Below are 13,564 nucleotides of genomic sequence, written 5' to 3'. Positions count from 1 at the left end.
CGAAGGCCGCGTTCAGCTCCTCCGCACGCGCCTCCGGTTCCCCGGCCTCATAGCCGTGCAGGGCCGCCGAGACGAGCCCGCTCATGCGCACTCCGTATCCAAGCTCCTCGAAGCAGCGCCGGCACCCCGCGGCATCCTCCGCCGAGATCGGGGACGAGGGCGCCAGGAGGGCGACCGTCCCGCCCTCCCGCAGTTTCTCGGGATAGATCATCGTCATCCTCTTTCGCGCTCCCGGCTCAGAACATCAGGTTGGTGATGAAGACGGCGGCCAGCATCCCGGCGAGATCGGCGAGAAGCCCGCAGGGAAGCGCGTGGCGCGTCCTGCGGACTCCGACGGCCCCGAAGTAGACGGCCAGGACGTAGAACGTCGTGTCCGTCGCCCCGGACATGATCGAGGCCATGCGTCCGATCAGGGAATCCGGGCCATGAACCTTGAACAGCTCGTTCATGATGCCGTTGGCCCCGCCGCCGGAGAGGGGACGCATGATCGCCATGGGCAGGACCTCCGCCGGCATGCCGATCAGCTCCGTCAGGGGCCCCAGCAGCTTCGCGAGATACCCCATGGCCCCGGAGGCGCGGAACACGCCGATCGCGACCAGCATCGCCACGAGGAAGGGGATGATGCGGACGCCCGTGTAGAACCCCTCCTTGGCGCCCTCCGTAAAGGTCTCGTAGACCTTGACCTTTTTAACGACGCCATAGGTGCAGATAACCAGGATAATGACGGGAATGGCGTACAGCGAGATCGCATTGACGACATTGACGAACATGTCCTTCCCCCCTACTCGGCGTCCGCCGCAGGATTCGAAAACGCCTCGTCGAAAATTTTGTCCGGCTTGCTCACACGGAAGCGCCGCATCCGGGACATCGTCCTGGCGGCGATCACCGCCACGATCGTGGAGACGAGGGTGGCTATGATTGTGGGGCCGATGATCTCGACGGCATTGGAAGACCCGGCCGCCACCCGATAGGCGATCGTCGTCGCGGGGATCAGCGTCACCGAGGAGGTGTTGATCGCCAGGAACGTACACATGGAGTCCGTCGCGCTGTCCTCGGTGGTGTTGAGCTCCTGAAGGTCCTGCATCGCCCGAATGCCGAAGGGCGTCGCCGCATTTCCCAAGCCGAAGACGTTGGCCGCCAGGTTCATCAGGATGGAGCCCATGGCCGGATGGTCGGGAGGAACGTCCGGGAACAGACGCACCATCAGGGGTTTGAGCATGAGGGCCAGCTTGCGCACCAGGCCGGCGGCCTCCGCGATCTTCATCATGCCGAGCCACAGGGTCATCACCCCGATCAGGCCGATGGAGAGCTCCACTCCCGTGTTGGCGCTGTCGATCGCCGCTTTCGTAATGGCTTCGACGTTGCCGGTCGCGATCCCCACCACGATGCCGATGAACAATAAACCGAACCAGATGATATTGATCATCCCGCCACCTCCTGCACAAAATTTCCGCGGTGCGGCGGACCCGCCGCACGCGGCCTCATGAAAGTCATTTTACTATTCTATCATTGTTTCAGATTACTTCGCAAAAATCCTCCATATTATTTGATTTGTGGCATCCGCACGATCTGTATTTCCACGTATTACAAAATTTTCTGTCGGCGACTATGCTCTGCTTCGAGTGGGGTTGTTCGATTGACCGACTGAATTCCGAAACGCTCAATCCAGCAATCCAAATAAAATACAGATGGAACAGGAAGGAGCGATTTGCCATGCCCGATTTTCCCAACCCGTTTTCCGGCAACGTCGACCGAAAGGTCAACAAGGAGGAGCTGGTGCAGGCTCTGCGCGTCGACATCGCCGGGGAGCTCGAGGCCATGTTTCTCTACGACGCCCACGCCCAGGCGACCGACGATCCCCTGGTGCGCAAGGTCCTGATGGACATCCGGGACGAGGAAAAGGCCCATGTCGGCGAGCTGATGACCCTGCTGCGCTACCTGGAGCCCAACTGGTCGGACTTCCTCGCCGAGGGGGAGGGGGAGGTCCTCGAGGTCATGGAGGAACTCGGCATCGCACCCTCCAAGCAGGATGCCGCCCCCGGATCGACCGTCGGCAGCCTCATCGAGAAGTAGCGGCCGATCCGAAAGAGAAGGAGGCATAAAGGTTATGGAAGATTATCTCGGGAGAGATGCCTCTCCCCTTTCCGAGGAGTTCTGGAAGCGGCTGGACGAGGCCGTCGTCGAGACGGCAAAGGAGACCCTGACGGCGCGGAGGTTCCTGCCGCTGTACGGCCCCCTGGGGCCCGGAGTGCAGGTGGCGCCGACCGACAGCCCGGTCCGCGAGGAGAAGACCGAGAACGGCTTCACCTTTTCGCCCAGGCGTTCTTTCGTCGAGGTGCCGCAGCTCTCCGAGGACCTCTGGCTCCTGTGGCGCGACCTCGAGGCGGCCGAGCGGGAGGGACAGCCGGCCGACCTCTCCCCCGTGCGTATAGCGGCGCAGGCCCTCTGCCGCCGCGAGGACCAGATGGTCTTTTATGGGGTCAAGTCCCTGGGCGTGGACGGCCTGCTCACCGTCTCCGGCGTCAACAAGCTCAAGCGCGGCGACTGGGGGACGGGCGAGGGGGCCTTCATCGACATCGTCTCTGGGGTCTCGGCCCTGCAGCAGAAGGGGCGCATGGGCCGCCACACCCTGATCGTCAGCCCGGACCTGTTCGTCCAGCTCCACCGCATCCAGCAGGGCACGGGGCTCATGGAGATCGAACGCGTCCGCCAACTTCTGGAGGGACGCATCTTCCAGGCCACGGTGCTCCAGCCCGGAACCGCCCTGCTGCTCTGCGCCCAGCCGCAGTACATGGACCTGCTGGTCGGACAGGACATCCGGACGGCCTACACCGAACAGGTGGAGCTGAACCACCATCTCCGCATCCTGGAGACGGCGCTTCCCCGCATCAAGTATCCCGATGCCGTGGTGGTCTATCGGGCCGAATAACCCCGAATAGCTGCCGGACAGTCGGCCCGGCCATTCGAGAACCGTCTGCATTCAGGGCGTGTCGGGTCCCCCCGACACGCCCTGAACTTATTGAAGCTCCCTGGAACCCACCCGACGTGAGGGGTATTTTCCTGTCCGCTTTACATATTCCGGTAGAATCACCTATTGCCAACCTGAAGCATTCATATTTCACTGAGTTCAGTCAAAAAAGTTATGTTCCGAGAACACCATGAAGCCGATTCGTTTGCCATACGAGGCTACGCGCCCGACGCGGACCCGATGAACGCAGCCTGCCGAATCAGCTTTCTGGCTTCTAAAATTAAGGTGCTCAACGGGTTCTATGAGGTAAAAAATATATGAATCATAACAGCACGGACCGCGCTTATCGTTATTATCTGGCAGCCTGCACACTGCTTGAATGTAAAAATGCCAGCGAAGCGCTTGAATTGTTTCAAAAATCGCTTGCATTAGATAAACACTTCAAGACATTGGAAAAAATATCACTTTGCTATCAACAACTTGGCTTGATCGATCTGGCTCTCGAGTATATCGAATCAGCCTTTAACGCAAATCCCAGGAACAACAAAACTGCGTATATCTTTGCAGAGCAACTGAAACGTAAAGGCAATACGGCTAAAGCAAAGGAGGTCCTTCAGTTCATATTAAAAGTAAATCCCTCTTACAAAAAAGCCAAGATGCTTTTAATGAGATTGGAATTTTATCTTGAGCGTCGACTGTGATTGGCTTAGATAGTCCTCAATTTTTTGCTGAGGGGATTAACCGTATCCGGCTTGGAAAACCGAGGAGATACCGATGCAGCAATCTTTTGGTTGCTGCATCAATTAAGGAGTGGAGGGAATTGTTATGTTGGTTAAGTATTCTTTAAAGTCGTTTCGGTCAGGACAACTAATCCAGGGGGAGATTTATCTGGTGATTGAAATATACATCGATTTTGAAAGAGAAAAGACATCTTATAGAATTGTTAGTAATACAGGATGTCCAGCAATTTATGAAGCCAACGGCTTTGAAATCGTTTCAGGGAACCTGGATGGATATTATTGGGTACAAGACAAAGACGATTATATCATAATAACTCATAAACTGATTTTTGAGGCGGGAACAAATACGTTTTGGGAAGTATATTTTGACAATCTTACCGATAATGAAAGGGCCTTATTGGACAACGTAGTCAAAGATCTGTCTTTCAGAGAAGGAATACCGGCGCCAACGCTGGAACACAATGAGTGCTCCTAAAATTGGTCAACGTCAAAATGTAATGCGGCAGTCAATTATTCTGTTGTCATCACACGAATGGTCAATCCTAAAGTTCCGGTAACTTGACAATGGAATAGAGCCTCTGGGACAGTCTCATCGTGATGCACCCGGGGGGAGGGAGGTCCCGGTACCTGTACGGCGGGCACGGCTTGGCGCGGGTGCTGGCGAACGGTGCGGGCCAAGCGACGGCCCCGTGGACCTGCGAGGCATGGGGCGAGACGTATAGTGGTCCCCAACTAGAGGGCCACTATAAATCCAGCTTCTTTTACAACCTCGCAGTCCGATTGGATCATCGACATCAATTTCCGTGGCCGTGATGCCCCGCACAATGGCCATGCTCACAGTCACCGCTGTGGTGTTCATTGTGATGGCCGCAGTCGTGGTCGTCGCCGTGATCGTGGTCATGATGGTCGCAGCGGGCATCCGGGTCATAAGCGAGGTTTCCTTCGGCAAGGGCCTTCGCCGCAGCGTCTGCCGATCCCTGAACGCCGGCATAGAACTCGATGCCTGCATCTGAGAGAGCCGTCTGCGCTCCCATGCCGATGCCACCGCAGATCAGAGCATCCACCTTCTCCGCCTGCAGAAATCCTGCAAGCGCACCGTGGCCGCTTCCGTTTGTATCCACGATCTGCTCAGCGATGATTCTGTTTTCTTCCACATCATATAACTTGAACCGCTCGGAATGACCGAAATGCTGAAAAACCTCTCCGTTTTCATAAGTTACCGCTATTCTCATCGTCCTTGATCCTTTCTCCATAAACTCTTGATGGATCTCGACCGGTTCGAACTCGCAACAGCCGCCTGTGATGAGCAACCGTTTGCCGTGAACGAGGACATCTGCTATTTTCTTCCTTGCGCTGTCGTGAATCGCCGTAATCGTAGTGCAGGCGATAGGCATTCTGGCACGTGAGTCCTTCGCCATTCGGAAGTCGTAATGCTTTCGACGGCGGTCACATCGTCAGGCGAGGAGCTGCGATAGACCGGCAGCCGCTCTATTTTGGGGCGCCTGACAGGTCTTGGCATCATCTCTCCTTTCTGACATTTGTCGATTACTATTATACTCGCGTTGATGATTTTTTGTGATGTCCCCTGTCATAGCCGCGGCGCCGGGGGGGCTTTCAAGTCCACTGCATACGCTACAAAATCAGGTTGTCGGGGGCAACCGCCGAAGCGTTACTCTCAAAAGCGTTTTTGGAGGGAGCGGCTTACGATACGTTATCGATGACTGCCCCTTACGCTATAATGAAGCGATTCCCCCAGCGTTCACAACGGCTCCCCGACCGGGGACGGGAAAATAACGAAATTCAAGGAGGCAGGGTTCTGATGCCCCATGCAGAACAAACGGCGCTGATCAACGGGCGCATCCATACCCCCATGGGGATGGCGGAGGCGCTCCTTATCGAGGCGGGGCGCATCGCGGCCATCGGAACGACGGCGACCATAGGGCTCCGCTGCGACACGAAGCCGATCGACCTCAAGGGTCGCTCCGTCTTCCCCGGCTTCAGCGATTCTCACGCTCATTTTCTGGCCTGGGCGCAGTCTCAGAAGGCGGTCCGTCTGGGGGGCTGCCGCTCCACGGACGATCTTCGCAAAATCCTCGAAGCCTACGCGGACGAGCATCCCGCCCCTCTTGGCGGATGGTACCAGGGGCACGGCTGGAATCACGTCCTGATGGACAACGTCATGCCCACCCGGCACGACCTCGACGCCGTCGTCCCCGACATTCCCGTCTATCTGAGGCGCGTCTGCGGGCACGTCGCCGTCGTGAACACGGCCGCGCTGAAGGCCGCGGGCATCACCGGGAACACCCGCGTCGAGGCCGGTGTGATCGAGCTCGGCGAGGACGGGGAGCCGAACGGGATCCTCAAGGAAAACGCCCTAGACCTGATCGCCCGATGCATCCCCGGCCTGGAGGACGCGGACCTGACGCGCCTGCTTCGGAAGTACGGCCCCCAGGCCGCGGGCTACGGCCTGACGGAGATCCACTCCGACGACCTCTCGATGTTCGGGTTCGACTTCCGAAGGTCGCAGGAGTTCTTCCTGGACGCCGCCCGGAGCGGAGGCCTTCCCTTCCGCCTTCGTCGCCAGCTTCTTCTGCCGAACATGGATTTGCTTCAGGGCTTTCTGTCCGAGGGCTGGAGGAGCGGCGACGGGATCCCGATGTGCCAGATCGGCCCGCTGAAGCTCCTCAGCGACGGCTCCCTCGGGGGCCGGACCGCGTTTCTGAGGGAGGATTACGCCGACTCCCCCGGTGAGCGGGGCACGGCGCTTTTCGAACAGGGCGAGCTGGACGACCTGATCCTCACCGCGCATCTCTCCGGGATGCAGGTCGCGGTGCACGCCATCGGAGACGGTGCGCTCGACATGTGCCTGAACGCCTTCGAGCGCGCCATAAAGCAGCGGCCCATGGCCACGCGCCACCTGATCGTCCACGCCCAGACGGCGGACGACGCGCAGCTCGATCGGATGAGGGACCTCCGACTGGGAGCGGCCATCCAGCCCTGCTTCGTCCCGTCCGACAGGACTATGGCCCTGGAACGGCTGGGGAAGGCGCGCGCCGAGGCGGGTTATCGCTGGCGCTCCATGATGCGCAAAGGGATCGTGCTCTCCTCCGGCTCCGACGCCCCCATCGAAAGCCTGCGCCCGATGCTGGGAATCCATGCGGCAGTGACCCGGACCGCCCCGAACGGGGGGCCGGATGATGGATGGGTCCCGGAGGAGCGCCTTTCCGTGGCCGAGGCCATCGGTACCTATACCTGGAACGGGGCATGGAACGGGCACAACGAGAGGCGCCGCGGCGAGATAGCCCCGGGCCGCGACGCGGACCTCGTCGTCCTCGAACGGGATCCCTTCCTGGCGCCGGCACGGGAGCTGGCCGACATCGGCGTCGCCATGACCCTGTGCGGGGGCCGCGTCACCCACGCCGTTCCGGAGCTCGCATGAGCCGCCCCCGAAGGAGCGGCATTCTGCTCCCCCTCTTCGCCCTCCCCTCCCGCTACGGCATCGGGGACATGGGCCCGGAGGCCCTGAGGTTCGCCGACTTTCTGAACGACGCGGCCCAGACGGTCTGGCAGGTCCTGCCCCTGACCACCATCGACGGAGGCTGCGGCAACTCCCCCTACAGCCCCACGTCCGCGTTCGCGGGCAACCCCCTGCTGATCAGCCCCGAGGCGCTGGCCGACTCGGGGCTGATCGACGAGGCGGACCTGGCCGATGCGCCCGCCTTCGACGACGCCCGGGTGGACTACGACCGCGTGCGTGCCTTCAAGGACGTCCTGCTGCGCCGGGCGTGGTCGAACTTCAAGCGAGCGGGGGCCCGTTCGAGGTACGAGCGTTTCTTCGCCGACAACCGCCATTGGCTGGAGGGCTACAGTTTCTTCGCCGCCATCAAGGGATGCCGCGACGGCCAGCCCTGGTACGAATGGCCCGAGGACCTGAAGTTCCGCCGTCACGAAGCGCTCCACCGCACCTGGATGGAGATGGCCGACGAGATCGAGTTTCACCGCTTCGTCCAGTTTCTCTTCTCCTCCCAGATGGGCGCGCTCCGTTCCCGTCTCTCGGACCAGGGGATCTGCCTGGTCGGGGACGTCCCCGTCTACGTCACCCGGGACTGCGCCGACGTCTGGCTGCACCCCCATCTGTTCGAGCTGGACGAGGCGCTGGCCCCTGTCTCCGTGGCGGGGGTGCCGCCGGACTACTTCAGCGCGACGGGGCAGCTCTGGGGGAATCCCCTCTACAACTGGGACGCCATGCTGGCGGAGGACTTCCGCTGGTGGATGGAGCGTCTGCGGCATCTTTTGACCTTTTTCGACCGCGTCCGCATCGACCACTTCCGGGGGCTCGTCGGCTACTGGTCGCTGCCCGCCGACGCGAGGACCGCAGAGGTCGGCCTCTGGCGGAGCGCGCCCCACGAGCGCTTCTTCGAGGCCCTTTGCCGGAACTTCCCGACCCTGCCCTTCTGGGCGGAGAACCTGGGCATTCTCACCCCCGAGATCGAGGCCCTGCGCCGCAGCCTGGGCCTGCCGGGGATGCTGGTGCTTCACTTCGCCTTCGGCGATCCCGCCCGCAACCCCTACGCCCCGCACAACCACACGCCGGTCAACGTCATCTACACGGGGACCCACGACAACAACACGTCGCTGGGCTGGTTCGAGGAGGACGCCTCCTCCGCCGAGATCGCCAACCTCTCCCGTTACCTCGGGCGCGAGGTGAACCGCCGCACGGCGGCGGGGGAGATGGTGCGCATGGCCATGAGCTCCGTCGCGGAGACCGCCGTCGTGCCGATGCAGGACCATCTGGAACTGGGGGCCTCCTGCCGGATCAACGTTCCCTCCACGCCCAGCGGGAACTGGGCCTGGCGCATGATGCCCGGCCAGGCCGATGAGCGGCTGGCTTCGTGTTTGCGGGAGCTTACGGAGCTCTACGGCAGGGCATGACGCGATCGGGCCTCCGATCGGGCGCCTCCCGCCCCCAAAGGGCAAATCTGTGAGATAATTCGATCAGAGGCTTGACGGGCCGCAACCGGAAAGGAGCATCACCGACTATGATACAGCGACTGCATCGCAGCGATCTCGGCTATTCCCTCAGGAGCCTCATGGAGAACGACCCGGCCTTCAGGCCGCTGGCCTATTTCTCCATGGAGGTCGGGCTCAAGGAGTCCATCCCCACCTACTCGGGAGGGCTGGGGGTCCTGGCCGGCGACATTTTGAAGAGCGCCGCCGACCTTGGCGTCCCCATGGCGGGGGTCACCCTGCTCTACCGCAAGGGCTACTTCGTCCAGGAGTTCAACGCCGACGACTGGCAGAAGGAGAAGCCCGTCCATTGGAACCCCTCCCACGAGCTGACGCTTCTGCCCAACCGCATCCTGATCAACCTTCAGGGAAGGGAGATCCAGGTGGGGGTATGGGTCTACGAGATCATCGGGTCCACCGGGTACCCCCTGCCCGTCTACTTCCTGGACACGGACTTCGAGCCCAACCATCCCGACGACCGCAAGCTCTGCTGGTACCTCTACGGCGGGGACAACTGCTACCGTCTCTGTCAGGAGTTCATCCTGGGCGTCGGGGGGCTGCGGATGCTGCGCGACCTGGGCTACATGAACATCGAGACCTTCCACCTCAACGAGGGACACGCCGGCTTCCTGACCCTCGAGCTCATGCGCGAGCAGGGCTACTACGACCCCGACAAGATCCGCGAGCAGGTCGTGTTCACGACCCACACGCCCGTCCCGGCGGGACACGACTATTTCGAGTTTGGCCTGATCGACAGGGTCTTCCCGACGGAGGCCCTGAGCACGCTCAAACGCATGATGCCCGACGTCCCCGGGGTCTCCATGACCGAGCTGGGGCTGAAGTACAGCCGCTACGTGAACGGCGTCGCCAAGAAGCACGCCGAGGTGAGCAACGCCATGTTCCGGATGGAGACGGTGGACTGGGTCACGAACGGCGTCCACCCCACCACCTGGGTGAGCTCCGGGATGAGAAAGCTCTACAACCGGCACATCCCCGGATGGGAGGAGGATCCCGGCCGTCTGGTCCAGGCCCTGACCATCCCGGTGCAGGACCTCTGGTCCGCGCATCAGGCATCCAAGCTGCGCCTGTTCGCCCGGGTTCTGGAGACGACCGGAAGGCAGCTGGACCCCGAGGTGCTCACCCTGGGGTTCGCGAGGCGCGCCGCGACCTACAAGAGGGCCGACCTGCTCTTCTCCAACCTCGAGCGGTTCCTGGAGGTGGCGGGGAACCGCAGGGTGCAGTTCATCTTCGCGGGGAAATCCCATCCCAGCGACAACGGCGGCAAGGCCCTGCTCCAGAAGATCCGCAAGGCGGCCCGGGACCTGGAGGAGTCCATCCCCATCGTCTTCATCGACAACTACAACATGGAGATCGCATCCCTGATAACCCAGGGCGTCGACCTTTGGCTCAACACCCCGATGCGCCCCCGCGAGGCCAGCGGGACCAGCGGCATGAAATGCGCCCTGAACGGGATCATGAACTTCTCCGTGCTCGACGGGTGGTGGATCGAGGGCTGGATCGAGGACGTGACGGGCTGGTCCATCGGGCCCGAACCGAACGGGGGGGACCTCTCCGACCACTACGACGAGTCGCTCGACGCCATCGACCTCTACGAAAAGCTCGAGAAGAAGATCATCCCCACCTACTACGAGAACCACGACAAATGGCTGGACATGATGCGCCACACGATAGCCCTGAACGCCAGCTTCTTCAACACGCATCGGGTGGTCCGCGAGTACGCCTCCAAGGCCTACTCCATCGACTTCAGAGGGATGTGAGGCCATGCGCGGGGTCGGCGGCAGGACCAGGGTCCTTTTCGTCACGACGGAGTACGCGCCCTTCTCCAAGGTGGGCGGGCTGGGCGACGTTGCCGGCTCCCTCCCCCAGGCGCTGCACCGCGCCGGCGTCGACGTCCGGGTCGTGACCCCCGCCTGGCCGGGGGTGCTGGACAGGGTCTCGGCCTCCGGCCTGAGGATGACCGTGCTCCCGGAACGGGTCTGCGCCGCCTACGACTGGCGGGTCCGGGACGCGGAGGTCGTCAAGGCCGAGGTGGCGGACGTGCCCGTCTACTTCCTGAGGGCGGAGGACTACGGGGGGGACATGTATCCGTGGCACCTCGACTTCCGCACCGCCTCCCCCTTCGCCGTATTCTGCATGCAGGCCCTGGAGCTCTTTCGGGTACTCAAGTGGACCCCCGACCTCTACCACTGCCACGATTGGACCAGCGCCTTCCTCCCCTGTGCCCTGGCCTGGCACCGTCATTACCGGACCGTCGGGGGCCGGTGCGTCGTCACGCTCCACAACGTCGCCTACCAGGGGATCCTCGAGCGGGAGCCCTTCATGGAGGCCTCCGGGCTCGAGCCTTGGAGCTTCAACATGGAGGCCATGGAGTTCTACGGCCGGGTCAACCTCCTGAAGGGGGCCATCGTCGCCGCCAACGCCGTGACGACGGTCTCGCCGCGCTACGCCCAGGAGATACAGACCTACGAGTCCACACGGGAGCTGTCCGGCGTCATCTATAAACAGCGCCGCAAGCTGTCCGGGATCCTGAACGGCATCGACACCCGCTATTGGAACCCGGAGACGGACCCCCACATCCCGGAGCGGTTCTCGGCGAAAAACCTCCGGGGCAAGGCACAGGCCCGGGAGGAGCTGCTGCGGAGGGCGGGGTTCGACCCCCGCTCCAAAGAGCCCCTGGTGGTCTGCGTGTCCCGGCTCGTGGAGCAGAAGGGGTTCTCCCTCATCCTCTCCGCACTCGACGCGCTTCCCGGGCTCGGCGCGAAGTTCGTCTTCCTGGGCAGCGGGCATGGCTGGATCGAGAACGCCCTCAGCCAGGCGGGCGATCGCTTCCCGGACACGCTGCGGTTCTTCCGGGGCTACGACGAACCGCTGTCCCACCTCCTCTACGCGGGCGGCGACATCTTCCTGATGCCCTCGGTATTCGAGCCCTGCGGCCTGTCCCAGATGATCGCCATGAGGTATGGGACCGTCCCCCTCGTGCGCGAGGTCGGGGGCCTGAGGGACACGGTGACGGACGCAGACGCCCCCGGAGGCGGGAACGGGTTCACCTTCCAGACCTGCGACGCCGCCGGCATGCTCTGGGCCCTGAGGAGGGCGGTCGCGCGCTTCGGCGACGCCGAGTACTGGAATGCGCTCCGCGCGCGGGCGATGGCCGGAGATTTCTCCTGGGACCGCTCCGCGCTGCTCTACAAGGACCTTTACCAAACGCTTTAGCCCGCTTCGCCGCATCTTCCCCCGGGCTTCCTCTCCATGTTTTCTTCCCGGGCTTCCGCCGGAGGTCCGCAGGCTCGAGCGCCGTTTTGCACGATGGTTTTCATGACGCAGCACGTGGCAGCAGGGAGCTTTTCCCTACGAAAGGGGATGTCGATGATGAACGGAGGAAAGTACGGAAGAGTGCTGGGGGTCGTTCTTGCAGGGGGGAAGGGGGAGCGGCTGATGCCGCTGACGCGGTACCGGGCCAAGCCCGCCGTCTATTTCGCCGCCAAGTACCGCATCATCGACTTTGCCCTGTCGAACCTGATCAACAGCGGGATCTTCGCCATCTACGTCCTGGTTCAGTTCAAGAGCCAGTCCCTGAACGAGCACATCGAACGAGGCTGGCAGTTCGGCGGAGCCCTTCGCGGACGGGATTTCTTCGTCACGCTGGTCCCGGCGCAGATGTGGCGCGGCGAGCACTGGTTCCAGGGCACGGCCGACGCCGTGTTCCAGAACATGCATCTCGTCTCCCTGTTCAGGGCGGACCGGGTCTGCATCTTCGCGGCCGACCACATCTACAAGATGGACGTGGAGCAGATGCTGCGGTGGCACACCGAGCGGGGGGCCGACGTGACCCTTGCGGCGAACGTCGTCCCCGTCTCCGAGGCCGGCCAGTTCGGCTGCATCAAAACCGACGCGGCGGGGCGCATCGTCGAGTTCATGGAGAAGCCGGCCGTCCCGCCCGAGATACCGGACAAGCCCGGATTCAGCTACGTCTCGATGGGAAACTACATCTTCGAGCGCAGCGTCCTGGAGGAGGCGCTCATCGACGACTCCCAGCAGCCGACGAGCCACGATTTCGGGCGGGACATCATCCCCAACCTCGTCGCCCGGAAGGCGCGCGTCTATGCCTACGACTTCTCCACCAACGTCCTGCCCCACTCGGCCGTGGAGGCCGAGCGGATGTACCAGTGGCGGACGGACAAGCCCTACTGGCGCGACGTCGGGACCCTCAAGGCCTACTGGCAGGCCCACATGGAGCTCCTGAGCCCGGAGTCCGAGATGACGCTCTACAACCCCCTCTGGCCCATCCGCACCGTCTCCTTCGCCGACCCGCCCTCCTACTCCTATCCCTCCGACGGGCACGACTGCATGGTCAACCGGGTGCTGGCCGCCGAGGGGAGCCGCATCCTGGGGGCGACCGTCTCCAGCTCCGTGCTGTCCCGCAACTGCGTCATCCAACCGGGGAGCGTCATCGAGGAGAGCATCGTCGGCCAGGGCGTGGTCATCGGGCGGAACTGCCGCATCAGGCGCGCGATCATCGACGCGCACAACTACATCGCCGACGGCACGGTCATCGGGGAGGATCCCGGGTCCGACGCCGGGGACTACTTCGTCGATCCCCACTCCGGCCTGGTCACGGTGGGGATGCCCCGCATCCTCTACCAGAGGGAGTGCGACGAGAAGGCGATGGACAGCTTTTCCTGGAGCACGTTCAGCTGAGGCCGCCGGAGGCAGCGGCAGGGACGGCCTCAAGGCAGGGACAAACATAAGCGTAGGGGAGCGGCCGGCGCCGCTCCCCTACGCTTATGGTCAACACGGAAATGGCCCTCGGAAAAGCCCGCGGCCGTTT

13 protein-coding genes are annotated in these 13,564 nt (G+C 62.5%); 9 read left to right on the top strand and 4 right to left on the bottom strand.

The genetic code is table 11. The annotated features are described in order from the left end of the window. The 3 genes from ABLA28_RS07315 to ABLA28_RS07305 all read right to left on the bottom strand — a co-directional run. Window positions 1-217: LD-carboxypeptidase (locus ABLA28_RS07315; RefSeq protein ID WP_347713109.1), on the bottom strand; the 217-nt coding region annotated here is incomplete at its 3' end. Window positions 218-236: 19 nt separating this feature from the next. Next, window positions 237-770: a spore maturation protein gene (locus ABLA28_RS07310; RefSeq protein WP_299299277.1), complete on the bottom strand. Its 534-nt coding sequence runs from the start codon at window positions 768-770 to the stop codon at window positions 237-239. 11 nt (window positions 771-781) lie between these two features. Then, window positions 782-1,426 (bottom strand): nucleoside recognition domain-containing protein, encoded by a 645-nt coding sequence (locus ABLA28_RS07305; protein WP_314718376.1) that lies wholly within the window; start codon window positions 1,424-1,426, stop codon window positions 782-784. Between the two features lie 287 nt (window positions 1,427-1,713). Between ABLA28_RS07305 and ABLA28_RS07300 the strand changes: the two genes are divergently transcribed. The 4 genes from ABLA28_RS07300 (at window position 1,714) to ABLA28_RS07285 (ending at window position 4,183) form a co-directional block, all read left to right on the top strand. Further along, entirely contained in the window at window positions 1,714-2,073 is a 360-nt protein-coding gene (locus ABLA28_RS07300) for a demethoxyubiquinone hydroxylase family protein (protein ID WP_347713108.1), read from the top strand. 34 nt (window positions 2,074-2,107) lie between these two features. Then, a complete protein-coding gene (locus tag ABLA28_RS07295) occupies window positions 2,108-2,929 on the top strand; it encodes a family 1 encapsulin nanocompartment shell protein (RefSeq protein ID WP_347713107.1) in 822 nt (273 codons plus the stop codon). Between the two features lie 356 nt (window positions 2,930-3,285). Next, the gene (locus ABLA28_RS07290; protein WP_347713106.1) at window positions 3,286-3,669 is read left to right on the top strand and encodes a hypothetical protein; all 384 of its coding nucleotides are present in this window, start codon (window positions 3,286-3,288) and stop codon (window positions 3,667-3,669) included. Between the two features lie 124 nt (window positions 3,670-3,793). After that, on the top strand, window positions 3,794-4,183 hold the full coding sequence (locus ABLA28_RS07285) for a hypothetical protein (protein WP_347713105.1): 390 nt from the start codon (window positions 3,794-3,796) through the stop codon (window positions 4,181-4,183). A 319-nt stretch (window positions 4,184-4,502) separates the two neighbouring features. Here the strand turns inward: ABLA28_RS07285 and ABLA28_RS07280 are convergent, their stop codons facing one another. Continuing rightward, window positions 4,503-5,102 (bottom strand): NifB/NifX family molybdenum-iron cluster-binding protein, encoded by a 600-nt coding sequence (locus ABLA28_RS07280; RefSeq protein ID WP_347713104.1) that lies wholly within the window; start codon window positions 5,100-5,102, stop codon window positions 4,503-4,505. A gap of 425 nt (window positions 5,103-5,527) precedes the next feature. Between ABLA28_RS07280 and ABLA28_RS07275 the strand changes: the two genes are divergently transcribed. From ABLA28_RS07275 to glgC, 5 genes are all read left to right on the top strand, one after another. Next, complete coding sequence (locus ABLA28_RS07275) at window positions 5,528-7,147, top strand: amidohydrolase (protein ID WP_347713103.1); 1,620 nt, start codon at window positions 5,528-5,530, stop codon at window positions 7,145-7,147. Continuing rightward, complete coding sequence (malQ, locus tag ABLA28_RS07270) at window positions 7,144-8,640, top strand: 4-alpha-glucanotransferase (protein WP_347713102.1); 1,497 nt, start codon at window positions 7,144-7,146, stop codon at window positions 8,638-8,640. Before ABLA28_RS07275 ends, malQ begins: the two co-directional genes overlap by 4 nt. A gap of 107 nt (window positions 8,641-8,747) precedes the next feature. Beyond that, window positions 8,748-10,493, top strand: a complete 1,746-nt coding sequence (glgP, locus tag ABLA28_RS07265) for an alpha-glucan family phosphorylase (RefSeq protein ID WP_347713101.1) — start codon at window positions 8,748-8,750, stop codon at window positions 10,491-10,493. Between the two features lie 4 nt (window positions 10,494-10,497). Continuing rightward, entirely contained in the window at window positions 10,498-11,949 is a 1,452-nt protein-coding gene (locus tag ABLA28_RS07260; RefSeq protein ID WP_347713100.1) for a glycogen/starch synthase, read from the top strand. A 156-nt stretch (window positions 11,950-12,105) separates the two neighbouring features. Beyond that, window positions 12,106-13,434: a glucose-1-phosphate adenylyltransferase gene (gene glgC / locus ABLA28_RS07255; protein ID WP_347713099.1), complete on the top strand. Its 1,329-nt coding sequence runs from the start codon at window positions 12,106-12,108 to the stop codon at window positions 13,432-13,434. Window positions 13,435-13,564: the final 130 nt, after the last annotated feature.

It is taken from the genome of uncultured Fretibacterium sp. (assembly GCF_963544685.1).
GTDB lineage: Bacteria > Synergistota > Synergistia > Synergistales > Aminobacteriaceae > CAJPSE01.
Note: the sequence above shows the minus strand (reverse complement) of the source record. Positions and strands in the feature narration are given on the sequence as shown.

Excerpts from the sequence above, each read along its gene's own strand:
- malQ (WP_347713102.1), top strand. The coding sequence starts at position 7,144 with ATGAGCCGCCCCCGAAGGAGCGGCATTCTGCTCCCCCTCTTCGCCCTC.
- glgC (WP_347713099.1), top strand. The coding sequence starts at position 12,106 with ATGAACGGAGGAAAGTACGGAAGAGTGCTGGGGGTCGTTCTTGCAGGG.
- ABLA28_RS07280 (WP_347713104.1), bottom strand. The coding sequence starts at position 5,102 with ATGCCTATCGCCTGCACTACGATTACGGCGATTCACGACAGCGCAAGG.
- ABLA28_RS07295 (WP_347713107.1), top strand. The coding sequence starts at position 2,108 with ATGGAAGATTATCTCGGGAGAGATGCCTCTCCCCTTTCCGAGGAGTTC.
- ABLA28_RS07275 (WP_347713103.1), top strand. The coding sequence starts at position 5,528 with ATGCCCCATGCAGAACAAACGGCGCTGATCAACGGGCGCATCCATACC.
- ABLA28_RS07285 (WP_347713105.1), top strand. The coding sequence starts at position 3,794 with ATGTTGGTTAAGTATTCTTTAAAGTCGTTTCGGTCAGGACAACTAATC.
- ABLA28_RS07300 (WP_347713108.1), top strand. The coding sequence starts at position 1,714 with ATGCCCGATTTTCCCAACCCGTTTTCCGGCAACGTCGACCGAAAGGTC.
- glgP (WP_347713101.1), top strand. The coding sequence starts at position 8,748 with ATGATACAGCGACTGCATCGCAGCGATCTCGGCTATTCCCTCAGGAGC.
- ABLA28_RS07260 (WP_347713100.1), top strand. The coding sequence starts at position 10,498 with ATGCGCGGGGTCGGCGGCAGGACCAGGGTCCTTTTCGTCACGACGGAG.
- ABLA28_RS07290 (WP_347713106.1), top strand. The coding sequence starts at position 3,286 with ATGAATCATAACAGCACGGACCGCGCTTATCGTTATTATCTGGCAGCC.
- ABLA28_RS07310 (WP_299299277.1), bottom strand. The coding sequence starts at position 770 with ATGTTCGTCAATGTCGTCAATGCGATCTCGCTGTACGCCATTCCCGTC.
- ABLA28_RS07305 (WP_314718376.1), bottom strand. The coding sequence starts at position 1,426 with ATGATCAATATCATCTGGTTCGGTTTATTGTTCATCGGCATCGTGGTG.